Below are 25023 nucleotides of genomic sequence, written 5' to 3'. Positions count from 1 at the left end.
ATTGACCATTAAGAACCGATTGAGCCAATGAATTGAAGTTTACTGGCAAAAAAGCGTATAATCAGAAATAGAAATTGTTAAATTTGACCTATGAAAAAAATTAGTGTATTTATGCTTTTTATCTTCGGGGTAAGTGCAGCGGCATTTTCCCAAGAAGATATCAAATGGATGACTTTTGAAGAAGCTGCAAAGGCAACAAGCTCTAGTCCTAAGATGATTTTGGTAGATGTCTACACGGATTGGTGTGGATGGTGTAAAAAGATGGACAAAGAGACATTTACTAATTCAGAGGTAATAGCTTACGTCAATGAAAATTTCTACCCTGTAAAACTTCATGCTGAAAAGACTGACAGAAAGTTTAGCTTCAAAGGCAAAGAATATACAGAAGCAAGTATGGCCAAAACCATGCGGGTGACCTCTTTCCCAAATTTTGTAGTCATGGATGCCACCATGGAGAATATCACACAATTGCCTGGTTATCGTGAACCAAAGCCATTTATCGAAGGTTTGGATGGTATTGTGAAGCGATTTACTAAATAATGATGTTCAGGTTACACGAAAAAGAAGATACAATAGTGGCCTTAGCTACACCACAAGGTGTGGGTGCTATCGCAGTTATCAGACTTTCAGGAAAAGATGCTATTAGCATGTGCAATCGAGTTTTCAAAGGAAAAGATCTTGAGAAACAAGACTCACATACCATACATTTCGGTACGATCAGAGATGGTGAAAAAATCATTGACGAAGTATTGGTCTCACTTTTTATCGCTCCGAAGTCTTTTACCAAGGAAAATGCGGTGGAAATATCAACGCATGGATCTTCCTATATTGTCAATCAAGTGATAAAGCTCTTGATTAGAGAAGGAGCCAGACCCGCTAAGCCAGGAGAATTTACACAGAGGGCATTTCTCAATGGTCAATTTGACCTGGCGCAAGCAGAAGCAGTTGCAGATCTTATCCATTCAGATTCAGAAGCTTCACATCAAGCTGCATTGAATCAGATGAGGGGTGGTTTTAGTGGTGAGATATCAAAATTGAGAGCAGAGCTGATTCATTTTGCTTCCATGATTGAGTTGGAGCTTGACTTTACAGAAGAAGATGTAGAGTTTGCCAGCAGGGATGATTTGCAAATATTGGTAGAAAAACTACTCCGTGAAGTTGAACTTCTGATTGGGAGCTTTGACTTGGGAAATGTGATCAAAAATGGTGTGCCGACAGTCATTGCTGGAAAGCCAAATGCCGGCAAATCCACCCTACTCAATGCCCTCCTCAATGAAGAAAAAGCTATCGTGTCTGACATCGCTGGGACGACACGAGATTTCATAGAGGACGAAATCAACATTGGTGGAGTTATATTCAGGTTCATCGATACAGCTGGACTCAGAGAAACCACCGATACCATTGAAGCCATTGGTGTAAGTCGTACACAAGAGAAAATGAAGACGGCCTCTTTGATCCTTTATCTGTTTGATCTCGGCGACACAGATATGGTAGAGATCAGTAGAGATATCAACAAGCTTGAAAACCTTGGCGTACCTTTCCTTAAAGTAGCAAATAAGATAGATAAAGCTAATCAACAATTTATCAATGAGTTAAAATCAAGTCACCCAGATACAATTTTTATATCAGCAGGCCAAAAAGAAAACTTGGATGATCTGAAATCAAAGATTTTGGAATTGGTCAATTTGGATAAATTCCGCACTGGCAATACAATCGTCACCAATATCAGGCATTATGATTCTTTGGTCAAAACGCGTCAATCTTTACTTGATGTACTTGAAGGTCTGGACAATGAAATCACCAATGACTTCCTAGCCATGGATATCAGAAGGTCACTCCATTATCTAGGAGAAATCACTGGTGAGATCACGACCGATGACCTACTAGACAACATATTTAGTAAGTTTTGTATCGGAAAGTAGCCGACTTGATAATGTTTGATTTTAATTGATTTAGGGCTTTTTTAGCCCTATTTTTTTGATGTATTTTGATATGGTTTTATGTTTTTTTGTTGCCTAGTTGGTCAAAATTTGTTGCCAACTTAAAAAAAGTAAGATTCTTTGAGACTTCGTAGGTCTTCTTTTGGGCAATTACACGGATTTCATCCCCATTTCTTTAATCGTATTTCTATCTCTTTCTTCATTTGACTTATCTTCTTAAGATAAACCTTTTGGAAAATGAAATTGATCCATCTTTGAGAAATCCTCTACTAAGGCTCTGAACAAAAGCTGAGAAAAGCGATTGGAATGCTCCATTCCTTCATAGTCCACTGGTTCCGTTACTCGAAATCCAAGCTGATTGAAAACCATGTAGAATTGCTTGAGGTAATTTTCAGAGATCAGCCCGAGATTTTTAGCCCGATAAACTAATGCCTGCATAGAAAAGATGCCTAATTAACATTAGCTATTTATGTTACATAATTTTAAAATTAGTAAATTTAGTTCTATATTTGTAACACACTTTTTAAACAAAACACACATGAAACAAGATCAAATCATAGGAAAAAACATACAAGCCATCAGGCAAAAATTGGGTTTGACCCAAGAGCAAGTTGCCGCTTATCTTCAAATTAATCGTGAGGAGGTGAGCTACTTTGAAAATGGGAACAGAACCGCCCCCACCAAAATCCTTAGCCAATTGGCCAATTTATATGGAGTGGATGAATATGATTTTTTTGAAGAGGATTTGGATAGGGCAAATGTTAATCTTGCTTTGGCCTTTAGGGCAGAAAGCATCAAAGCTGAGGATTTGGCACAGATTGCTAAATTCAAAAAAATAGTCAGGAATTATCTCAATATGAAAAATCTTCTCGAGAATGAACCCACTAATTCTTGATAAGTACGCCTCACAATTTCGGACAAAAAATGGCTACAGCAATACTGAAAGCATACATCTCAAAAGTCTGCTTCACAAGCTGGGGGTGATTGCTGTTTTTCGACCTTTAGAAATGGATATATCTGGAATGGCGATTAAGGTAGGTAATAGTAATCGCTTTATGTTGATTAATACAGCAAGAACAGTAGGTCATCAACATTTCACGATTTGCCATGAACTGTATCATCTTTTTATTCAAGAGAATTTCCAGTACCAGGTTTGTTCTACAAGTATTTTTAATAAGAAAGACAAGGAAGAATTCAATGCTGATTCCTTTGCCTCAAAATTTTTGATGCCTGAAGAAGGAGTAATTTCTTTGATACCTGATAGTGAACTTGCCAATAAAAAAATCAGTCTGGCAACTGTTCTCCGAATCGAACAATATTTTTCCTGTTCGAGAACTGCGTTATTATATAGACTTCATGAACTTGGACTGCTCAAAAAACAACATCTTGAAGATTATAAACAGGATGTTAGAAAAAGTGCCATGGATCATGGTTATTCTTTAAAACTTTATGAAAAGGATTTTCAAGAAGAAGTCATCGGTGATTATGGGAATTTGGCAAGGAAGCTTTTTGAAGAGGGAGCAATATCAGAATCCCATTATTATTCCCTGTTGGAAGATTTGGGGATAGATTTTTCTAAAATCATAAAAAACGGGAATGAAGAAGTATGAAAAAATCATAATAATCGATGCTGATGTCATTTCCCATTTCATTACAGGTGGGCAGATTCTATTGCTACCTAAAATATTCCCTTATCCTATCAAAGTGTTGGATAAGGTGTATGGAGAAATCTCCAGAATGCCAAGAAGGAAGACTGAAGTAGATAACCTGATTAATTTCAATTTATTGGAATTAATCCCTTTTCCTGAAAATGATTTCCAAGTCAAGAAGGAATATTTACATATCAAGAAGTTTATGTTCAAAGGTGACGGAGAGGCTGCATGCTTGGCTGTAGTTCGTTATTCCCAAAATATTCTTGCCAGTAGCAACCTGAAGGACATTGCCAACTATTGCAAAATGCATCAAATCACTTATCTCAGCACAATGGATTTTCTTTGCAAGGCTGTTGAAGAAAAATTGATTACCGAATCAGATTGTAATGAATTTATCCAGAAAGTCCTAAAAGCAGGGAGTAGATTACCTGTGAAAAGGTGGGGAGAGTTTGAGTGTAGAAAGATTGATGTTTAAGCCGGTAGAATAAGGATAAATATAGAAGCAAGGGAAGCTTTATAGGAGGATTATCAGCAAGAAGGTAGTGAAAACTGGGTAATCGGTCAAAAAATACGAGACAAAGGGTCCATCCATAAAGATACCTGGATAGGGAATGCAGCTGATTTAGCAACCAAAAACGGATTGGCCATCATTCCTACCGGAGGCTGGTGGAAAACAAGAACAATTCATAAACGCTACAACCAATCCGTCCGATACAGTCTGATCATCAGCATAGAAACAGATTTGGAGGATTTGTTGACACCGATTTTCAATGAATTGAGGGTGTAATTAGGTGTGATTATACCTTAGTTGATGTCATTTTTATATTATAAGGCAGTTATTGTCTTTTCAGTTGGAGAATCTAGTTAACTCAATAATTAAATTTGATTATTTCACCAGTCCTTACAATTAAATACTTTGATTCCTTCAATTTAGATATAACGACTCTTTCTTTTGTTCGAATTAAGTAAGGACTACCTTCCAAATCAGTTTCATACTTTACCCCTGATATATATACTTTTCCAGAAAATGTATCAATAATAAAATCTAAAAATTGAATGTATAAATCACATTGGTCTATTTCCTTTCTAGGTTGAACTTCAATTTCTTTTTCACCAATCAACTTATTGATAAAATCCGAGCCAGAAAAAAAATTAAACCCTAAGCATATACTATCGATTGCATCAATACTGTATTTAGTATATCTTTTTTTAGGTTCAAAATCATGATTCTTAATATCTGAAAATCCCAGTTTCTCAAATGGAATACCCATTTTAGGTTTACTTATAAGTATTCTCCACTCTTTTTCATATTCCCAACTGTCAAGTTTCACATTTGTAGAATAAATAAGTGGTATATCAAATCGACGAAATTTAAAGACATCAATGGGTTGGATTTTAGCGGTATAGTTCATAGGAAATAACCCTATGATCCTGTCATATGAACCGAGCAAATTTGAAATTGACTTCAAAATATCATCTGTTTTAAATTTGACTTGAAAGCCTTTTTCTTGTGTATAGTGAGGCCACATAAGAACATTGTCTTCTTTCCCTGACAATGAAATTACACCATAATAATTAGAAGTAACATTATATAAATGACTCAGGTATTCACTGCAATCGTTTTTAATATCATCTTTATAAAATTGAATGAATTCTTTTTCAGTTTTAAATACCTTTTTCTCCTGAAAATAGAACTTTTCATAATCTTCAAATTGAATTGTCTTTGACGTAAAAAATAAAAATCGACTACTATCAAGAATATCGTTTAACTCGAAAGGGTGAGAAGCATAAAGGTAGGAATTAGCAAAAGCTTCAATGTTGTTCTTTCCAAAGCCATAATACTTAAATAAATACTGTGGTGTTTGTTTACTATGCTCAATTCTAGGTAGCTCGCCTTTATCATAATTAAAATAATAAATAAACTTATTAAATTCATGCTCTTTTTGCTCTTCCATTAAACTAAATCTAAGAAATTCAACTGAATCGACCAACCTTATCCCTCAACAACTGCGTAATATCAATCGGTGGTAACAGATACCCACCCATAGGGCCCAAGTTGGTGATCTGATAGATGATGTTTCGCAGGTTGTTGATCATCATATTTAAGGTGGAAAATTGGGTCAGGTTGTTTTTGAGATTTTCTTCGAGCGATTCTGGATCTTGAATACGGAAAGTACCACCTCCTTCTACCATGATTTTATAGCCTGGAAGTGAATTTTCATCATCTTCATTTACTTCAATGATAGTGAAAAGTTGGATTTCTTTGGTCTCTTCATTCTCTCGAAGCCTAAAATCTATTTCTACAGCATAGGATTGAAACAATTCCTTTAAATCAAGTTTTTCCTCCTTCGGAATTATAAACTCGAAGTGAGATTCCAATAACTTGAAATCCAATAACTGTAAAGGGGAAAATTTAGCTTTCATCCTGCCATAGCTATTACATCCTTATCAGCGTGGCTTACTGCCATTACCATTTGAGGATTGGTGACTTGTTTTTTCAATTTTAAGTATTCTTGAGTCTTTGTCCAGCGCTGATGATAAGCCATCACTTCTTCATTTAACCTTGCTTCAAAAGCTTCTTCCGTACTCACAAACTCATCCTCTGCTAGAACAGCATGCATGGTAATTCCCAGAACTTTTTCAAGCTTGTCTATGGTCGAAAACTTAAAATCTCCTTCCCCTTTGACCCATTTGCTGACCTGCTGAGGGGTGACTTCTAATTCTCTCGCAAGTTGTGCTTGACTCCAGCCCTTTTCTTCCAATGCATCCAAAAGCCTTAGGGCAACTTTAGCAGCTTGTCTAAGCGTTGCTTTATTGGCTTTCCTAAACGCTACCTTTTCCTTCCACTTGGAAGTTGGGTTTTCGGAAGCTATTGCTTTGATTTTTTCTTCAGTCTTATTCATCGTTGTCAAGGTCTAGGTAAACAAATTTAGGAGTTTCACCGTCTTCATGGAGGTATTTTTTAACCCATTCCAATTTATGTAACTCCAATTTGGTGTGTGGCCTATCAGCCATTTGGTGGGTTAGTTTGATGGCCCCTCCAGTAATAACGAAAGAGGAACCGTACCGGATGGCATAAATGCGTAAAAATGAATTGCTTTGGGGGCCATAGGCTTTTAATGCTTGTAGTGGATATGCTTTTTCTTTTTCTCTGTTGTCCAGAGGTTTAAAATAATCCGCTAGGGATTTTCCTGTCTTATCCTCTGCCAAATCATAAAGCATCTCAAATAAGGCATCTGCATCTTCAATTGTTTGCAGTACAATTTTGCTGAGTTTGGTCTTGGGATAGTAGCTTTCATAATCTTTTTTATACTTCTTGAAGAATTCCCTAAGGAACTCCACATCTGACCACTGTTCTTGTAGTACTTCAAGCGCATCCAAGTCCTCTCCTTCGTACTTGACGGCGAAGAGGCTTCCTTTAGAAAGCTCAAAGATACTAACAATTTTCATATTATCAACCTGTAGGTTTATGTTTTTGTTTTCACTCGATAGTTTAACTGTTCCTCTGCCGCCATCAACCCCTCAATCTCCTCCACCACATACTCCTTCACCTCTTGACTTACCAACTCCCCACGAAATGCCTTCGCTAATACCGCCTGAGGTAATTGGTCAATCTTGGCTTTTAAGGAAGCATACTGCGATTCGATTCTGTCGGCGAGATTTAAATAAGTATTTATTACTTCAACAATCTTTGCTTGTTCTTCTGCTGTGGGAAGTTTGATATTTAATGCTCTAATATCTCCAAGGGTTAGACCAGCCTTAGTTGCCCCTCTTTTTTTACTTTGGAACTGGCCAAACCCTTCATCTGACATTAAATAATATGCAAGGAACTTTTCATTGATATCAATTCCAGGCCTAGCCAAGCAAATATGTTGGTTAACATATGCCTCTATTCCAAAATCCTCTTCGATCAATGCAATCATGCCTACATCCGCAGTAATAGAAATCAATATGTCCCTTGGCTTTATTAAAGTTCTTTTTCCTTCTTGCCTTTCTGGAAGTTCTAAGTATTGGCATTTTTCAGGCCTCAGATCCAAATCTATACGACCGAAATTCATATTAGTAATTCGAACAAAAAGTTGATTTCCCGAGGGATTATAGTATTCTGCCCAGCCCCTTGAGCCACTTGTTACAAATTCAAAAAGATCATTAGTTGATTTCTCCTCCCACTCCCCCAATCCCTTCCCCTTTCTCCACTCCTTCGTCAACTCCCCCGTCACGGCTTGGGTCAGGACCTGCTGACGGAAGTTTTTCAGCAAGGCCGGTATCCTGTCCAACTTCTCCCGTAAGCTATCCAAATGCCCAAACAAAGCATCCAATTTAGCCACAATCCGCTGCTGCTCGGGAAGGGGAGGGTTAATGATTTCAAAATCTTTAAAGTTCCCGATTTTTATATAATTGGTAGCACTTCCATACTGGGTAGAAACACCAACCTTTTTCCAAAAAGCTAAGAAGTAGTAGTATAGGAATCTTGGATTGATTTTAATATTTCCAACTATATAAGTTCTTTGGTAAGCCTCAAATTTTCCATTAAAGTATAAAACTTGACCGACATTTGCTCCATTACCAGGTAGAAGAAGCACTTCACCTTCAAATGAATAACTTGGAGATTTTAGAGGTTCTATAGCACAGGTAAAAAAGAAGTATTGACCATCTTCTGTTGCAAAATTTGCATCTTTTCTCCCTGTTGTGACAACAGCTATATCAAATAGGTTACTAATTTTCCAGCCTTTCGGTAATTTCTCCTCCATCATCCTAACAAAGCAATTATCTGGTCCAACTCTTTTTTAATGGCATCCAATTCATTCGCTGCCTGCTTGGCGATATCCAAGGGCTGACCGAGGTCGGCATTTTTGCTGATGTTTTCATCTTCAATCAGTCCGATATCTAGGGAATCGTTTTTGGCTGCGATCTGCTCTCGGGTAAAAACCTGCCATCGTGGGTCCTGAATGGCTTGACGCTTGGCATCATCCACCGTACCATCATAGCTGACCTTCACTTCCTCCAAGCTCAAACCTCCGGTATAGGCTTTTACAAAATCTGCAAAGGCTTCCCGGGTAAAGGGGGTTCGCTTCCCATAGCTTGGGGCATTGGTCCGCATATCGTAAAACCATACACGCTGGGTATTGCCGCTTTCTTTTTTACCTCGGGTAAAAAAGAGCACATTGGTCTTCACTCCCGCCGCATAGAAAATGCCAGTTGGCAAGCGCAACACGGTATGCAGGTCACACTTTTCCATCAGGTCACGACGGATCTTTTGCCCGTCATTGTCTTCGAAGAGCACGTTATCGGGAAGCACCACAGCAGCCCTTGCCGTTCCCGTATCCCTTCTCAGGGAACGGTAGATGTGCATCAGGAAATTCAGCTGTTTGTTGGAGGTTTGGATGGTAAAGTCATCCCGGGTTGGCCGCTCTCCTCCCTGCTTGGTACCAAAAGGGGGATTGGCGAGTACGCCATCGTAGTTTTTGAATTTCTTTCCTTGTTCTGTCAAAGTGTCTCCCATGAAAATAGGGCTTTCCAGTCCATGCAGCTTGGCATTCATCAGGGCCAGTCTATGGGCATCCTGTACAAGTTCGCAACCAGAGAAGGCCTCGTGAATCTGGAAATTCCGCTCTGCCTGACTCAAGGCATAGTAATCGTCATATTTGCGCTTCAGGTATTCATCCGCAGCGATCATAAAGCCAAAAGTTCCTGCCGCTGGGTCATTCCAGCGCTCGCCAATTTTGGGAGCAAGCAATTCCACCATCAAATTGATCAGGGGTCTTGGGGTAAAGTACTGTCCTGCCCCACTCTTTTTCTCCCCTGCGTTCTTTTCCAGCAGTTCCTCATAGATACTGGCTATCTTATCCTGCTCCTCATCCTCATACCAATCGATCTGATCGATATTGGTGATCAGGGTTCGCAGGTTGACAGGTTTGCGAAGGGTGGTGGAAGCATTGGTATAGATTTCCGTGATGGCTGCATTGCTGGATAGGGTACCCAAGTTGGCCAGCAGGTCACGGTAGGTGTCAAATAGTTCTTTGTTGTCTTTGATTTCTTTGAGCTTCGTCCAGCGGTATTTTTCGGGAATATCCTGGTCAAACTTCTTCACCTCGGACAATCTTAGAAAGAGGATATACGTCAGCTCATTCAAATATTGGTGATACGTCACTCCGTCATCTCGGAGTACGTTACATAAATCCCACAGTTTCTTTGCTATCTGTTCTGCACTCATAAATTTTGATTAGGCATATAAATCCTTGTTAATTTGGGCTATCATTCCTTCTAGTTGTTCGCCAAAAATCTGGTTAAGCCTTTCAAAGCCCCCTGCATCATCAAATGGATCTTGATCTAGATCTTCTTTTCTAAGCACCGTTTCTTTGAGCAACTGTTTTTCAATGCGGTCAATCCATTTAAGTTGGATCTTGTTCCATTCTTTCATTTGTCGAATGCTATCTACAGCTTTTTTAACCCGGTCTTCATGACTGATTAGAGAACTTCCAAGCGATAGTGTACGGATATAGGAAATGATATCAGCTGCAATATCCTCATTTTTGGCGGCTTTCCATGCTGCATTTAGGGTATTGGCATTATACCCTTCCTGATCCAAGATAAGCATCAACTCACGTAATGATTTGCGATCCAGCTCGGTAGGGCGACTACAGACGATTTTGAGTCCTTCGATTTTATTTTGATTATCTTGGATAAATCTAGCAAAGTTATCCAGATAGTCTTCAGGCTTTTTGGCTTTGCCATATCCTCGTTCTATTCCTAGAAACTTGTCATCGTGCTCTGAAACTAAAGTTGAATTTGATTCAGGTTTTAATTTGTCCAGAAAAACCCAAAGACCTGATAGTGCTGTGATTTTTTTCACAGCTTCATTTGTATCCAGGTTTTTCAAATGTTCCAAAAACTCATCTGGTCCTGCACTTTTGGAATTGTAAGCAAATTGTTCAGCCTTATCTCCTTCTATGTATTTCTTTTTACGTTGAATTTTTGCGATCAATTGCTCCACATGTTTTTTAGCTGTTTTGCTTTGGTCAATATTCTTCAGTTCTTCCACCAACTGTTGGAAACTCACTTTCGGGTTGGCGACTACAGGTTTCATTTGGGTGAAATCTTCTAGTGCTTCATAGATCTTTACTGCATCATAAATTTTAAAAACCTCCTTGCCGATTTCATCACATCGACGGGTTGCTCTTCCTAACATTTGCTCATAAAGAATTCTAGATTTTATCCGACGCATAAATACCAAGTTGCAGATAGCAGGCACATCGATCCCAGTAGTTAGCAAATCTACCGTAACTGCTATATTTGGGTACTTTTCATTTTTGAAGCGCTTCAATTGCTCCTTGGGGTTGTAGGATTTGCCCGTGATTTTTTGAATGGCATTGTCAGCCACCTCAACACCGATAGCCGCAAATTCTTCTTTCAAGTATTGCACAACCATATCTGCATGTTCATCGGTTACAGCAAATACCAAGGTTTTCTCATCTCCGTCTGGGTCTAATTCCTGTACCAAATACTGTATAACGGTTCGGTTAAAACCTTCTGTGATAACTTTTCTATTGAATCCAGCAATTTCAATTTTTAGCTCATCATCGAGTTTTTCCAATTCGATTATCGTATTACTTTCCCTGTCCAAAGCCTTTGGTTGAGCGCCTTTCTCCCAAGTAATACCCTCTTCCCCTAGTTGGGTTTTAATGATGTAAGGAGGATCATGGTCTATCAAGAATCCGTCAATCACAGCTTCCCTGTAAGAATAAGTATATATGGCCGGGCCGAAAATTTCAGTTGTATGCAAGGCAGGGGTCGCTGTAAGACCAATAGCAAATGCATCAAAATAATCAAGTACCATTCGGTACTTGCTCACATAATCCCGCTGATCTTTGAAATTGAGCTCATCTTCATCCATCTCACGATCCATCAAGTATCCTCTGTGTGCTTCATCGATGATGATACAATCATATTGATCCACCGGAGGACTATCTTGATCTTCACTATAAAAAAGGCGCTTGACCATTCCTTGTACCGTAGCAAAATGAAGCCTTGTATCCAACTCAGGCACTTTATCCTGAAGTTCTTTTATTCCATATATTTCGGAAAAAGTATTAAGTCCGATGATTTTATTGTCTTTAAAGGAATTAATAGCTTGGATGGCCAATAAAGTTCTATCTACCAAAAATAGAATTCTTTTGAAGCGGTTAGACTGAATCAATCGGTAGCAAAGACCGATAATAGTTCGAGTCTTCCCCGTTCCAGTAGCCATCGTTATCAAAGCCCTTGATCTAAAAGGATCTTCAAGCAAGACCTTCTCTAATTCTTTAATTGCTTGAATTTGATACTTTCTCAAACCAAGCCCAGTCTGACTTTCTAGAAAATCTACAGTCTCCGTTTTTAGTTTATCTTCTGAAGCCTGTAGGTCTTTTTCCAATAGCTTCACCAAACCTTCTGGACTGTACCAGCCTTTTAGCGCTTTGGATCTTTTGTGTTTTTGTCTTATATCGAGAAACCAAACTCCACTCTTGGTTTTAATTTGCTCCAAGTAAGCCCTTCCATTTGTAGAAAAAAGAAATGGTACCTTATGACCCTGCCAATCTCCCAATAAGCTAGCTTCAAACTTGGTTTCTACCAGCTCTGCATAAATTCTGGATTGGTTTAAATCTGTCGAAATATCCGAAGCATATTTTTTTGCTTCCACGATTCCATATAGTTGTGTCCCTATGAAAAGTGCATAATCTGCCCATTTACTACCACATGGCCACTCGGCAATTGCTAGATTTTTACCTCTTTGAGGTTGTGTCTTATTCTTCTTGAAATTGATTACTTGTGTATCAACTTCCCATCCTGCAGCTCGTAACTGCTCGTCTATCAAAAGACGGGTTTCTGCTTCTGACATTTCTATCTTTCGAGCAGCTTTCTGAGAGCGAGTTTGGATTTCTTGTTGTTTTTCTTCTGGAAGTTGAATGGTGCTTCTTTCTTTGAGCAGTTCCTCAAATTTAACTTGCAGCTCCGAATACTCCTGTTCTAAAATATGAAGCGCGTGGCGTGTATCTTTGATTTCAGGAAGATGGAATTTAACTATACTCAAGTCATCATTTTCTTCCGAGTAGGTCTGATAAAACCACTTGGCAATTTTATATGTCGAAAACAGTATACCTTTAGCATCCTCCAAAGAGCCTTTATTACCATGAACAGCCAGATTCCCTTTGTTTTTAATAGTATGTAACAAGTCCTTAACTTGAGGAGGTAGTATATTTTCGTACTCTAAGTTTTTCAATCTATTATGGAAAGAATTATCATAAGGGAAGTCCAGATGATGCAATTCAAAAAGTAATTCACTGACCCTTTCCCCAAACTGTCGCAGTTTCCATAGGCTAGTTACTGGGTCCTGATACAAATTAAACTCGGCAGACTGCCCGATATTAAAAAGGATTGGAAATTCAGATTCTAGAAAAGAAAAATTGGATTGGGGCATGTATTACTATTAAATGTGGTTTTTAGCTTCTGCTAAAATAAGGATCTTAAACTAAAATCACTATATATGATATAAAATAAACTTGTTTTGAAAAAGAAGAAAATGGATTAGGTTTCAACTAAATTAGGCTTTTTTTGTAAGATTTAATTAGTCAATATCATCATTATATGCTTTTGAAAAAATACCCACTTTAGGGTATTTTTTTAAAACTATATTATTACTAGGTTTAAAGTTCATTTAACATTCTAGCTATGCGGGCAAAATTACATCTCAAAAATCTCGTTTTATTTTCTTTGTTCCTACTTTTCAATAGTTGTGCTGTATTAAATAAATATTCATTTGATGCATCAGTTATAGATTTAAGCATGTTTGAAAAAGAAGGTATCTTTGTTACGACAGGCGATATTTCAAAAAGTTAGAATTCAGTTTCAATAATTATAGTTGACTGTCACCAAGGATATATTCCAAAGTCAGAAGTCAAATCTAGAAAAGGTAGATCTCAAAATGCAGATTATGATAATCTTTATGGAGGTAACTATACTACTTTTGAAAAAATAAGCGATTTCAATTATAAAACATGTGAAATCAACGATTTATTTGAAGAGATTATTTACCAAGCAAAGGGGACTGATGCTAATGGGATTATCAAGCTAGAAATAAGAAATATAACCAAAAGTAGTGTCGATGGAAAATCAAATGTTCCAGGAATTCAAGTTATTGGTTTAGCTATCAAAATTGAAGAATAAGCTTTAAAAACTATTAATACTATTTTTATTCTCAATTTTTTTGCTTTCTTTGAAATATTATTAATTGTTAAACATTTATTTTATCTAAAAATTTTGTTATGAATAAGTACTATTTAATTGTAATCATTGCCGTTTTATTTGGCTGTAATTCAGGTTTGCAGAACGATCAGATTGATAAATCCATCGAAGAATTGATCATAGAGTTGGAAAATGATATCCTTGATGGAGAATATTCTTTTTCTAAAGAGGAAAGACAAACTGTCATAGATTTGGCGTTTCATGGATCTTCCCAAGCATATCTTGAAGAATTAAAAAAGGTAAAAGAAGAATTAATTTTGAATCCCAAATTAAAGGAGGTTTATAAGAATAGATTAAATGGTCTCGAGCAAAAAGAAGATATGGGCGTTTCTTCAAAGGCTATGGATGATGTCCCGTATGTGAAGGAGTAGGAGCAAGTGGGGCATGTGCAATGAAAATTCAAATGGGCTTGGTAACACAATATGATCAAAGTTTTTTAGATAATTATCAATTAAAGGAGGGATTTATTTTGCCATGTGTTGCTTATTCCATGACTGACGTGTGGTTGTTTACTCATATGGAAGGACATCTTTTTTAAATTTATACTATGAAAATTTTATGCATAATATTCATTTTTGGATTATTTAATTTTGGATGTAATAGCGAAAAAATACCAGAAGCTGTATTCGTTAAAGATAATCAAGAAACTCGTCATAAAATTGATTCACTTTCTAAAATTAATTTTACGGTATTAGATTATGAATACTTTGACGCTGACTTTAATATCAAACCAATATCTTCAAAGGAATTTCAAAAAAAAGTAAAAGCAATGAATCTTGGAAAACGAAGAAACATGAATTATACTGATTCTATTCATGTCTTGTTTTTTGACCATTTTCAAGATTGGGATGCAGCTCGGATAGCTACCTATCAAATTATCTATACTTGGGAAACTGTTGGGTTTTACATATGGATGAATGAAGAAGAGATCAAGAGATTAGGAGAGTCTATGGGTTTTAGGTTTCCAAGTTTGTTTTTGGATTATTTGGAAACCGACCCTGAAATCCAATGGTTTCAAGATCGAAAAAGAGAATTAAGAGCTGGGTTAAAGGAGAAATTACCAGAATTGAATGTGGATGAATTAAGTGTTTCGGAACTTTTGCGTCAGTGCTTCCATAATTCAGAAGTAAGGTTAGAAAAATATCCACATAAGCATTGAAAGTATAATGATCTCTATTCTTTATGCTATCTGCTGATTTCTTAGCCATGATTTCTTCATTTTCGCATGAAGCAATGAAAAAAGATGCTATATCTCAAGAAATTGATAATATGGCATCTTCCTTTCTTCCGTATCAAAGACTTAGTTTGATCAAACTTACATATGCCCTGTCCTGAAAATTAGGCCATGAAACTCATCTCTTGATCTACCAATCCTCTTTTCAATTCTTCCGAAGAGCTCTTCTTCCTTACCTATCTCATATTTCAAATCATCATCTGTTAAGGTGCTATATTTTTCCTTAAGTCTACCTTTGATTTCATTCCAATCGCCTTCGATTTTTCTATTTTCATCTTTCATGGATTTGTTGTTTTGGTTCTGACAGTAAAGTACAACGACTATGCCATGAATTAAATTTTATCTGATAATATTTCTACTTCTAACAATCATTTCTCTAAAAGTTTCATCAAGAGTTTCTCTGAATGATCGAGTGAAGTTGGTGAATTTGTCTTGCGAAATGGATTTTTCAATGGAAACTCTCCTATATCTACCTTGTTGAGAATCACTGGATGTATATAATAACCTTTACAAATGGTCGGTGTGTTGCCCAACTCATCTGCCACCATTCGGACTAAGATTGTTTCAAGTTTTTTTCTTGGAAATTCTTTTTGATGATCAATGGCATCCTGAAAAAGTTCTATCGCTAACCTGCTTCCCACCCATGTCCTAAAGTCCTTACAAGTAAATTCCTCTCCCATATTTTCTCTGATATATAATAGTACATCATGGCTATCTATGGACTGTATCTTTCCATCCTCATCTTTGTATTTGAAAAGCTCATATCCTGGCAATTCTGAAACTCTCTTGACATGATTAATGATAGACACATCTTCTATGGAAACTTCCCGCTCTTTGTTACTTTTGCCTTTGAAAGATAGCAATAGTCTCTCTCCATCTACTTCCATGTGCTTCCTGCGGAGTGTGGTAAGCCCGTAAGTCTGATTCTGCTTAGCATAATGGGTATTACCGATTCTTATACCTGTCTCATCTAGTATCGATACCATCAAGGCAAGAATTTTACTTTTATTCCATTTTCGCTTTTTCAGATCCTGATGTGCTTTTTTCCTCATTTTGGGCAGTTTGTTTCCGAATTCGTACATCCTTTGAAACTTTTCCTCTTGCCTGATTTTTTCCCATTCTGAATGATAGATATATTGCTTTCTCCCTTTCAGGTCTCTTCCAGTAGCTTGTATGTGTCCATCATCGAATCTGCATATGTGCACCTCCGTCCACATTGGAGGTATCACGAGGTTTTTGATTCTCTTTAATTTCTTTTCATCTTCGATTTTATTTCCATTTTCATCAAGGTATGAAAATCCTCTCCCACGCTTGACCCTCTTCAAGCATAGAGAATCCTCTTCTGTATATCGATATTTGGGGCTCATCGAGTTAAAATTAGTCCTCCATAAGATGGGATATCCACAGTCAAAGCGTGCTGCTTACCATTGATTCCTTCACTGGAATGTATGGTGGATACCTCTACTTCTGCAAATACTTGATCATAACCAGACCAACCACTATTGAAAATCACATTCCAACTTCCATCTTGATGAATTCCAAATTGGTAATTATATTTTGTCTCCACTGAAAAATTAAGGACTACTATAGCAGGATTGGTTGCATCATCTTGATGAAACCGTGTATAAACCAAAACTAAGCCTTCTTCATCTCTATGCAGAACTTCTATGCCTTGGCCATTCAATCCTCGAGCAAAACCCTCAGAACTCTTGCGGAAATTGATCAGATCTCTGTACAGATTTACTATACCTCCAAAATGTTCTAATCTTCCCCAATCTATTGGCTTAGAATCTTGGAAATGTTCGAAAGTCAGAAATTCTTGTCCTTGAAAAATCATAGGAATCCCTGGTGCTGTGAACACGATTAATGCACCGAGTGTTGACTTTTTCTTCGCATATTCTCCTTCAGCATCTCCTGGCTGAATTTCTTCTGGAAGTCTTTTCGTATCCATATTCGCTACTTCATCATGAGATTCTGTATAGATTACTTTTTGATAAATATCATCATTGAATTTACTATAAAGTAAATTTTCAATTGTCTGTAAACTCCTATCTTGATCACTACTTATTGTCAATACATTTCTCAAAATATGAGAAAACCCTACCCCCCATTGACAATCAAAGCCTAAGCCTCCTTGATCTAATGCCGCAGTAACAGATGAGTCAGATTTCAAATCCTCAGCGATTAAAATTTTATGCGGAAACTTTTCTTTTATTTCATGATTTAAACTTTTCAGAAAATCAACTCCTTCTTCTAGTATAGGGCCATTGTGATCTTCCATATTGACTAATCTAATGATTGCCGTAGCATCAAATCTCAAACCATCACATTGGAATGCTTCTAACCAAAGCATGGCATTGTCCCGAAGATAATTACGGACTTCGGGTCTACCATAATCTGGACGGGTGTCTCCCCAAGGCGTACTGGCTCTCTCGTCATTGTAGAAATATATCCCTCCCATGCCATTCTCTTCCCATCCGTCAAATTGCCAAAGTGCCAAATCAGATGGGCCAAGATGATTGTACACCACATCTAAAATTACAGCAATACCTCTCATATGAGCTTCAAAAATGAAATGTTTTAAGGCATCAGGACCTCCATAAGCTTCTTCCACTGCAAAGGGGTTGGCAGGATTGTAACCCCAAGAATTGTCACCAGGAAACTCCGCCACTGGCATGATTTCTACTGCATTTATCCCCAAATCTTTTATGTAATCTAGTTTCTTAGCAGCAGTATAAAAATCACCTACTTGATCTCCATCTTTTCCTTCTCTATTGAATGTCCCAATATGTAATTCATAAATTACCAATTCATTAAGTGGCGGCGGCATAAATTCATGATTTTTGAAATCTCTCCAAAGATCATACACAACGCTATTCCCAACACTATTGGTCATTTTGAGCGCATATGGATCATTTCTGTGAAGAACATTACCACGGTAGTGAATGATAAATTTATATTCATCACCTTCTGAGGCATCCGTACTGTGAAATGACCAAAATCCGTTTTCTTCATGCTCCATTTCATTGATAGATTCATTCCAATCGTTGAATGAACCGATGACAAAAATTTTTTCTGCGTTTGGAGCCCAAACTCTAAATGTAACTCCGTCTGGGCCAAGGATTGCTCCCATGCCTGAGTATTTTTCTTCTTTCATGGTATTAAGTATATGACTGTTAATGGTTCATTTGATGGGTGATAAAATCTTAAATAATCTAAAAAATATTATAATAAATCAGAAAGGAGACTATAAATAGTTTTCTAACCTAAATGTTGACATATTTTACCTGTAATATCCATCTACAACATTTAAGCCAAATCATCCAGCTAAAGCTTTTTAAATTAATACCTAAAATCTGCGATAGAATGTTATATCCGATTGATTTATAGCGACAGAATCTTCCTGGTTTCACGCTATCATTTCTAACAACTGATTGGTAGTCAATAAAAACCTAAAAGGTCTGCGGATTTTAGGTAATAGAAAACTAGAAGTTAGATATCTACTTTCCTTCTTTATCTTACCTTTTTGTATTATGTAAATAAATCGAACAAATTAAGGTATGAATTGTTTACTTGACAGCTTATTCTCCCAATATTTCGAATTTACATCATTGATTCGATTTGTTTTCAGTACAAAGTTGAGGTCAGCTTTATTATTTTCCTTAAGTCTGACAAGCTAAATTTTAAGGACAAAATTATTGCGCTTGGCTCACCTATTGCGGCTAATGCGTTGGAACTAACCTAAAGCTAATTAAATATATGAACAGTATTAAAGCATTTGGTGCTAATTCACCAGAAGAAAAATTAAAACCACTTTCTATAATTCGTCGTGAGATAGGACCAGCCGATGTAGAGATTTCGATACAATTCTGTGGTGTTTGCCATTCAGACTTACACACAGTGAGAGATGAATGGGGAGGAACGATTTACCCAAGTGTTCCCGGACATGAGATTGTAGGTTTTGTCACACAGATAGGCAAAGATGTAAAAAAATTTAAAGTAAATGATCAGGTCGGTGTAGGCTGCTTAGTGGACAGTTGTAGAACATGCGAGAGTTGCCAAGATGGATTGGAACAATATTGTGAAAAAGGTGCAACTCAGACTTACAATGCCCATGAAAAACAGCTAGATCAACAAACTTTTGGAGGGTATTCTGAGCGAATTGTGGTTGACGAAAATTTTGTATTGAGTATTCCTGAAAATTTGGACCTGGCAGCGACAGCACCACTATTATGCGCAGGCATCACCACCTACTCTCCACTGAGACATTGGAATGTAGGCAAGGGCACAAAAGTAGGAATCGTAGGAATCGGTGGCTTGGGTCATATGGGAGTCAAAATCGCCAAAGCAATGGGTGCGCATGTGGTGGTGATTACCACTTCCCCATCAAAAGTAGAAGATGCCAAGCGATTAGGCGCAGATGAAATCATCCTATCTACTGAAAAAGATCAAATGAAAAAGAATGCAAACTCTCTAGATTTTATTTTAGACTGTGTATCTGCACAGCATGACATCAATTCATATTTGAGATTATTGAAAAGAGATGGTTCTTTGACATTGGTGGGAGCACCAGAAAAACCCCTCCCCGTATCTCCTTTTAGTCTCATCCCAGGTAGAAAATCATTTGCAGGATCCATGATCGGTGGGATTCAAGAGACACAAGAAATGCTAGATTTCTGTGGAAAACATGAAATTGTATCTGATATAGAGCTTATAGAAATGCAGGCTATCAATGATGCTTATGATAGACTTCTCAAAGGTGATGTGAAATATAGGTTTGTCATCGATATGTCTACGTTAAATGGATAAGAAATCTTATGATATAATTTTTAAGCAAGTTCGAAACACTCACTAAACCAATAAATAAATGCTAAAAACCCACAACTTCCATCATAACATAGGCATCCAAAAGATGTGTGTGTTGCTTTCGTTGAGCTTCCTATTTACCATTCATGCTGTGACTGCTCAAGTAAAAACTGTAAACCAAATTATAGAAAATGAGGTAAAAACAGATAAGGCAAATGTAAAAATAACACAAATAGTAAAAGGCCTCGAACATCCTTGGGCTATGGCCTGGCTACCTGATGGCAGTATGCTCGTCACCGAAAGACCAGGAAACATGTATCATGTATCAGGAGACAAAGTCATAAAGCTATCTGGACTTCCAAAAATCGATACTGACGAAGATCAACTTACTGCTCCTCAAGGTGGCAACCAAGGTGGATTATTAGATTTAGTCATGCATCCAAAGTATGAGGAAAATGGATGGATTTACTTTACCTATTCAAGTCCAGGTGATGATGACTCAGTCACTGATGGTTCAGATTATGGTACGGGTACAGCACTTGCCAGGGCGAAAATAGACCTGAAAGCTGGTAAACTTACTGATGTTGAAACGCTGTATGCACAAGTGCCAAGAACTAACCCTGGAAGACATTACGGTTCGAGAATTATTTTCCCTGGAGATGGTTCAGTTTTGTTTTCAATTGGAGACAGGGGACTTCGCTGGAACTCCCAAGATCTCACAGATCCTGCTGGGTCTATCATAAGGATAAAGGAAGATGGTGGAATTCCTGAAGGAAATCCTTTAATAGGAATGGCTCCAGGTAATTTGAGGCCTGAGATTTTCTCATTTGGTCACAGGAACAATCAGGGATTAGCTATAGATCCAGAAACTGGACAAATTTGGACTACTGAACATGGCCCAAATGGCGGAGACTTACTTCACAAAGTAGAAAAAGGGAACAACTATGGATGGCCGCAAGTGGCATTTGGAACAGAATACGACACCAGTGAAAAAATCGGACTTGGAGAGGAAGCACCCGGTGTAACAAAACCAAAACACGTATGGAGGGACAATATGGCACCTTCTGGACTAGCTTTCTACCATCAAGGAAGGATCAGTAATTGGAATAAGAGTCTTTTTGCAGGATCACTTTTAAAGGAAGAGGTCTATAGAATAGAAATCCAAAATGATGAGGTAAAGTCAGTTGAGACACTTTTCTCAAAAAAAATAGGAAGGATTAGAGATGTCAGACAAGGACCAGACGGTAATCTCTATCTACTTACTGATGAAAAAGATGGAGGGGTTTTTAAAGTAGAATTGGTGAATTAAAAGACACGTTTAATCTTAAGTCTTGCACCACACCATCAATAGCCCCCATGTAAACATGGGGGTTATTGATTTGTAATGATTCAAACTCCTCCTACGCCCCCCTGCTCCACTGCCTCCTGAAGATCCTCCCCAAAACTTCTCCCACTGTCTCCACTTGATGAGTTTCCTCTGCCCGTTTTTGAATTACTAGATTTTCCTAATTTTTGGAATTACTTTTTACTTCTAAACTATTTGTCAAGGATAGATGTATTTTATAATAGAAATGAAAATCTACTCCTCTGATTCACCTTCAGCTATTATAGCAGTTGCGACAATAGCACCTAATAGCAAAAGAAGTACAGCCCCTGTTCCTTTCAATTCAAAATATCCAGATACATCATCACGGCTCAATAGCCGCTTATTGACCTGTTTAATACTCATATTTGTTATTTTGGCATAACTGGATATAAAATAGTTTTGTGTTATAGTGTTGGTCGTTATTGGTACATATTCTTTGTCTAAAATCGAATAATTCACGTAACTGGTCAGCTTAATGGGTGAATTTGATTCATTATAAAACCTAATTTGCATCGGTGTAGGATAGTCAAATAGCGGATAGTATGTCTCTTTTTCATCAAATTTTTGCCCTAATAAATTACGCTTCTCCCTTAAAATGTTTACTGAGGTACTTTCTGCATAGCTATTGGGAGGAATTATAATTGAATTTGGATTAGATTCCACTACTCCTCGAAAAGTGAATGCATTCACCCCACCAGCAAAGTTTTGATCAAGATTGCCATACATGGTGGAATTTCCGTCCACAAAGCCCATAGCCCTGCCATTTACTGTCATGGTGGACTTTGTCATATTGATCAATAGTGGCTGATCCGTGTAGTTTTCCATTCTTACTTGAATCTTTCCAGTGGTACTATTGAAAGCATGAGATATTCCTAATGTATCATTTTTTACCTGAAAATTCCCTGAATCGTCCACGATACCTTCATTACCATAATTATCCCAAGTACCTATAAAGTGAGTTGAGCAATTGAAAAATAGAAATGAAATAAAAAATAGATAAATGATGGTAGAGAGAGAATTTTTCATTTTGGATATAATTTAAACCGTAATTTATATTACGGATTTCTCCACAAATGTTTTCTTTTAGTTCAAAATAATGGGATAAATATAATGTTCAAAAATGATTAATTAATCATATAAATCTCAAAACTACTACTTTAGATAACTATCAAACTTGTAATATTTTTCATCTAAAAGAAAAGATAAAAAACGTGTCTCAGCCCATGTATACTCTTGTCCGCTTACCAAAAATCCCGTATGTCCTCCTCTTTTTGGGATCTCTAAATAGATATTGGGCGATTCTCTAGCTAAATTAATTGGATAGCATCTATCGTAAAGCAATGGATCATTCTGTGCATTGATAATCAACGTAGGGATTTGGATGTCCTGCATCCAATTATCTGCACTTACAGAATTGTAGAAATCAGATGCATCCTTGAATCCATGAATTTTTGCGGTAAAATGGGTATCAAAATCCGTAAAATCTTCTACCCTTTCAAGCAAATCTAGATCAACTAATCCTGGAAATTGCTGACCTTTAAGTTGCATTTTCAGTTTTAGCTTTTTCAAAAATCGTTTCCTATAAAATGCATTTCCTTTGAATGAAAGTGTTGCCGCAGAATCAGCAAGATTGCAGGGTGTGGAATATACAGCCGCTTTTTTAATTTTTGAATTCAAGTCAAGTCCTTTTTCTCCAAGGTATTTCAAAGTCTGGGCTCCTCCCATACTGATGCCCACAAGCCATATTTCTTCATAAGTACTTGCTGCTGCTACATGTTCAATGACAGTGTCTAAATCGTAGGTGGCGCCATGATGATACATAATAGCTTGCTTATTCATTTCACCACTACAAGTCCTATTATTCCATGCCAAGGCATCGACTCCTTGCCCATTGAATAACTTCACCAAAGCTTTGGCATAATGCCTATTTGAACTTCCTTCTAAGCCATGAGAAATAATCAGAAGCTTTGTACTGCCTACTCTTGACCAATCCAAATCAAGAAAATCTTCATCTGGAGTATAAATTCTCTCACGCCTATAGCTTACCCCTTCGATTTTTCTGAAAATACTCGGAATGATGGTCTCCAAATGACCGTTGAAAAGGTACTTTGGAGGTCCAAGGTATGTGGAATTCGAAATTAAAGGCATGATCGAAGGTTAATTTTTGAGCACTAAAGTAAAAAACATATCGGCTAATCAGTAATTTTTTTGTTAATTCAATAATCAAAGTAAAAAATTATCATGAAACTATACCTCACCATACTCAGCGTTTTGATATTCATTTTTAGTGTTCAAGCACAGGATTTGGATGGCTCTATTGTTGATTTCTATCCCTACCTTGATAAAATGTACAAGGAATTGCATCAAAATCCAGAGCTATCCTTGCAAGAAAAGGAAACATCAGCGAGGATGGCGAAGGAGCTTGCTGATTTGGGATATGAAGTGACAGAGCGTATTGGTGGCTATGGAGTTGTTGGCATGTTTCAAAATGGACCAGGTCCTGTTCTACTCATCCGCACAGATATGGATGCACTTCCTATGGAAGAAAAGACAGGTCTTCCATATGCTTCTACCAAAAAAGGGATTTCTAATGATGGCAAAGAGACCTTCATTGCTCATTCTTGTGGACACGATATTCACATGTCTGTGTTCATCGGTACTGCAAAAATGATGAAGGAATATAAAGATCATTGGAGAGGAACATTGTTGATGGTCGCGCAGCCAGCTGAGGAAAATGGTCTAGGTGCTTACAATATGCTAAAAGATGGACTTTATCAACGATTTCCTCACCCTGATTATGCTATAGCACTCCATGACGATCCATTTCTTGCTGCTGGTCAGATCGGATACAAAGTAGGGCCATTGATGGCAGGTGTGGATATGATGAATGTAAAGATCTTCGGAGAAGGAGGCCATGGAGCAGCCCCTCACAAGACGATAGACCCCATAGTACTAAGTGCACAGCTTATTCAAGCTTATCAGACTATTATCAGTCGTAACCTCACTCCGACTGATCCAGCAGTGATCACAGTAGGCTCTATTCATGGTGGATCTGTACATAATATCATTCCAGATGAGGTATTGATGCAACTCACAGTGAGAACATACGACTTAGAAGTGAGAGAAAAGGTGATCAATAGAATCAAGGAAATAAGTGAACACTTTGCTCGTGCTGCTGGATTAGATGAGAACAAAATGCCTGAATATTGGATAAGAGATCCATTTACAAAACCACTCATCAATGACGAAGTACTCACAAAACAAATGGTAGAGGTGTTTAGAAAAATTTTCGGAGATGAAAACCTACTTCCTGTAGAAGCTCAAATGATAGGTGAAGACTTCAGTGCTTATGGCAATGAGGAAAGAAAAATTCCAATCAGTATGTTTTTTCTTGGAGCTAATGATCCAGATTATCTCCAACAACAAAAAGCCGAAGGAAAAGAAATACCAGGGCTACACAGTCCTTACTTTGCCCCTATCCCAGAACCAACGATCAAAACTGGTGTAAAGGCCATGACTTCCTTTGCCATGCATATATTGGCCAATAAAGAAGTCATGATGGATATCAACGAGTAAAATATCTCTTCCAAATAAATTTCCCTTATTAAACTAAGTCAAAGAAGATTTTATAAACTTAACAATAGATTGATATATGCATAACAGGCATAACCTGATAACCTATCATATTTGTAATAGAAATCTTTCTTCATAGGATATTTAGGATTTAGAAGTTCATCAAAACGA

The 25023-nt window shown here is 37.4% G+C and carries 24 protein-coding genes; 11 read left to right on the top strand and 13 right to left on the bottom strand.

All coding sequences use genetic code 11. From position 1 onward, the window contains the following. Positions 1-90 precede the first annotated feature (90 nt). Both MM214_RS00670 and mnmE read left to right on the top strand, forming a co-directional pair. Positions 91-540, top strand: coding sequence for a thioredoxin family protein (locus tag MM214_RS00670; RefSeq protein WP_241290865.1), 450 nt, complete (start codon positions 91-93; stop codon positions 538-540). Further along, positions 540-1922 (top strand): tRNA uridine-5-carboxymethylaminomethyl(34) synthesis GTPase MnmE, encoded by a 1383-nt coding sequence (gene mnmE / locus MM214_RS00665; protein WP_241290863.1) that lies wholly within the window; start codon positions 540-542, stop codon positions 1920-1922. Before MM214_RS00670 ends, mnmE begins: the two co-directional genes overlap by 1 nt. Before the next feature lie 234 nt (positions 1923-2156). Here mnmE and MM214_RS00660 read toward each other — a convergent pair whose 3' ends face one another. Then, positions 2157-2378, bottom strand: a complete 222-nt coding sequence (locus tag MM214_RS00660; protein WP_241290861.1) for a hypothetical protein — start codon at positions 2376-2378, stop codon at positions 2157-2159. A 100-nt stretch (positions 2379-2478) separates the two neighbouring features. Between MM214_RS00660 and MM214_RS00655 the strand changes: the two genes are divergently transcribed. From MM214_RS00655 to MM214_RS00640, 4 genes are all read left to right on the top strand, one after another. Next, complete coding sequence (locus tag MM214_RS00655; RefSeq protein WP_241290860.1) at positions 2479-2835, top strand: helix-turn-helix domain-containing protein; 357 nt, start codon at positions 2479-2481, stop codon at positions 2833-2835. Next, the gene (locus tag MM214_RS00650) at positions 2816-3550 is read left to right on the top strand and encodes an ImmA/IrrE family metallo-endopeptidase (RefSeq protein ID WP_241290858.1); all 735 of its coding nucleotides are present in this window, start codon (positions 2816-2818) and stop codon (positions 3548-3550) included. Before MM214_RS00655 ends, MM214_RS00650 begins: the two co-directional genes overlap by 20 nt. Next, on the top strand, positions 3537-4067 hold the full coding sequence (locus MM214_RS00645) for a hypothetical protein (RefSeq protein ID WP_241290857.1): 531 nt from the start codon (positions 3537-3539) through the stop codon (positions 4065-4067). Before MM214_RS00650 ends, MM214_RS00645 begins: the two co-directional genes overlap by 14 nt. A 165-nt stretch (positions 4068-4232) precedes the next feature. Beyond that, positions 4233-4379 (top strand): hypothetical protein, encoded by a 147-nt coding sequence (locus tag MM214_RS00640; RefSeq protein WP_241290855.1) that lies wholly within the window; start codon positions 4233-4235, stop codon positions 4377-4379. 82 nt (positions 4380-4461) lie between these two features. On the opposite strand, the gene MM214_RS00635 is transcribed toward MM214_RS00640, so the two are convergent. From MM214_RS00635 to hsdR, 7 genes are read right to left on the bottom strand one after another with little or no spacing between them, the layout of a single operon-like run. Continuing rightward, positions 4462-5547 (bottom strand): DUF2971 domain-containing protein, encoded by a 1086-nt coding sequence (locus tag MM214_RS00635; RefSeq protein ID WP_241290853.1) that lies wholly within the window; start codon positions 5545-5547, stop codon positions 4462-4464. Positions 5548-5566: 19 nt separating this feature from the next. Further along, positions 5567-6016 carry a preprotein translocase subunit SecB gene (locus MM214_RS00630; RefSeq protein WP_241290851.1) on the bottom strand — a complete coding sequence of 150 codons (450 nt, stop codon included), beginning with the start codon at positions 6014-6016 and terminating at the stop codon, positions 5567-5569. Continuing rightward, the gene (locus MM214_RS00625; protein WP_241290849.1) at positions 6013-6495 is read right to left on the bottom strand and encodes a helix-turn-helix transcriptional regulator; all 483 of its coding nucleotides are present in this window, start codon (positions 6493-6495) and stop codon (positions 6013-6015) included. Before MM214_RS00625 ends, MM214_RS00630 begins: the two co-directional genes overlap by 4 nt. After that, on the bottom strand, positions 6488-7042 hold the full coding sequence (locus MM214_RS00620; RefSeq protein WP_241290848.1) for a hypothetical protein: 555 nt from the start codon (positions 7040-7042) through the stop codon (positions 6488-6490). The genes MM214_RS00625 and MM214_RS00620 overlap by 8 nt, the downstream gene beginning before the upstream one ends. Positions 7043-7059: 17 nt before the next feature. Next, a complete protein-coding gene (locus MM214_RS00615; protein WP_241290846.1) occupies positions 7060-8346 on the bottom strand; it encodes a restriction endonuclease subunit S in 1287 nt (428 codons plus the stop codon). Continuing rightward, on the bottom strand, positions 8343-9806 hold the full coding sequence (locus tag MM214_RS00610; RefSeq protein ID WP_241290844.1) for a class I SAM-dependent DNA methyltransferase: 1464 nt from the start codon (positions 9804-9806) through the stop codon (positions 8343-8345). The genes MM214_RS00615 and MM214_RS00610 overlap by 4 nt, the downstream gene beginning before the upstream one ends. A 9-nt stretch (positions 9807-9815) precedes the next feature. Next, the gene (hsdR, locus tag MM214_RS00605) at positions 9816-13049 is read right to left on the bottom strand and encodes a type I restriction-modification system endonuclease (protein WP_241290842.1); all 3234 of its coding nucleotides are present in this window, start codon (positions 13047-13049) and stop codon (positions 9816-9818) included. Between the two features lie 844 nt (positions 13050-13893). On the opposite strand from hsdR, the gene MM214_RS00600 reads away from it, so the two are divergent. Further along, the gene (locus MM214_RS00600; RefSeq protein WP_241290840.1) at positions 13894-14244 is read left to right on the top strand and encodes a hypothetical protein; all 351 of its coding nucleotides are present in this window, start codon (positions 13894-13896) and stop codon (positions 14242-14244) included. 176 nt (positions 14245-14420) lie between these two features. Beyond that, entirely contained in the window at positions 14421-15032 is a 612-nt protein-coding gene (locus MM214_RS00595) for a hypothetical protein (protein WP_241290838.1), read from the top strand. Between the two features lie 156 nt (positions 15033-15188). Here the strand turns inward: MM214_RS00595 and MM214_RS00590 are convergent, their stop codons facing one another. From MM214_RS00590 to MM214_RS00580, 3 genes are all read right to left on the bottom strand, one after another. Then, positions 15189-15389 carry a CsbD family protein gene (locus MM214_RS00590; RefSeq protein WP_241290836.1) on the bottom strand — a complete coding sequence of 67 codons (201 nt, stop codon included), beginning with the start codon at positions 15387-15389 and terminating at the stop codon, positions 15189-15191. A gap of 86 nt (positions 15390-15475) precedes the next feature. Continuing rightward, entirely contained in the window at positions 15476-16474 is a 999-nt protein-coding gene (locus MM214_RS00585) for a DNA topoisomerase IB (protein WP_241290834.1), read from the bottom strand. Then, positions 16471-18264 (bottom strand): alpha-amylase family glycosyl hydrolase, encoded by a 1794-nt coding sequence (locus MM214_RS00580; protein ID WP_241290832.1) that lies wholly within the window; start codon positions 18262-18264, stop codon positions 16471-16473. Before MM214_RS00580 ends, MM214_RS00585 begins: the two co-directional genes overlap by 4 nt. A gap of 602 nt (positions 18265-18866) precedes the next feature. On the opposite strand from MM214_RS00580, the gene MM214_RS00575 reads away from it, so the two are divergent. Then, positions 18867-19916 carry an NAD(P)-dependent alcohol dehydrogenase gene (locus MM214_RS00575; RefSeq protein WP_241290830.1) on the top strand — a complete coding sequence of 350 codons (1050 nt, stop codon included), beginning with the start codon at positions 18867-18869 and terminating at the stop codon, positions 19914-19916. A 58-nt stretch (positions 19917-19974) separates the two neighbouring features. Then, positions 19975-21222: a PQQ-dependent sugar dehydrogenase gene (locus tag MM214_RS00570; protein ID WP_241290828.1), complete on the top strand. Its 1248-nt coding sequence runs from the start codon at positions 19975-19977 to the stop codon at positions 21220-21222. 270 nt (positions 21223-21492) lie between these two features. Here MM214_RS00570 and MM214_RS00565 read toward each other — a convergent pair whose 3' ends face one another. Together MM214_RS00565 and MM214_RS00560 are read right to left on the bottom strand one after the other, a co-directional pair. Further along, a complete protein-coding gene (locus MM214_RS00565) occupies positions 21493-22305 on the bottom strand; it encodes a hypothetical protein (protein WP_241290826.1) in 813 nt (270 codons plus the stop codon). A gap of 126 nt (positions 22306-22431) precedes the next feature. Beyond that, positions 22432-23427, bottom strand: a complete 996-nt coding sequence (locus tag MM214_RS00560) for a YheT family hydrolase (protein ID WP_241290824.1) — start codon at positions 23425-23427, stop codon at positions 22432-22434. Between the two features lie 93 nt (positions 23428-23520). On the opposite strand from MM214_RS00560, the gene MM214_RS00555 reads away from it, so the two are divergent. Beyond that, positions 23521-24855: an amidohydrolase gene (locus tag MM214_RS00555; RefSeq protein WP_241290822.1), complete on the top strand. Its 1335-nt coding sequence runs from the start codon at positions 23521-23523 to the stop codon at positions 24853-24855. Positions 24856-25023: the final 168 nt, after the last annotated feature.

Source organism: Belliella kenyensis, assembly GCF_022549675.1.
GTDB classification, from domain to species: domain Bacteria; phylum Bacteroidota; class Bacteroidia; order Cytophagales; family Cyclobacteriaceae; genus Belliella; species Belliella kenyensis.
Note: the sequence above shows the minus strand (reverse complement) of the source record. Positions and strands in the feature narration are given on the sequence as shown.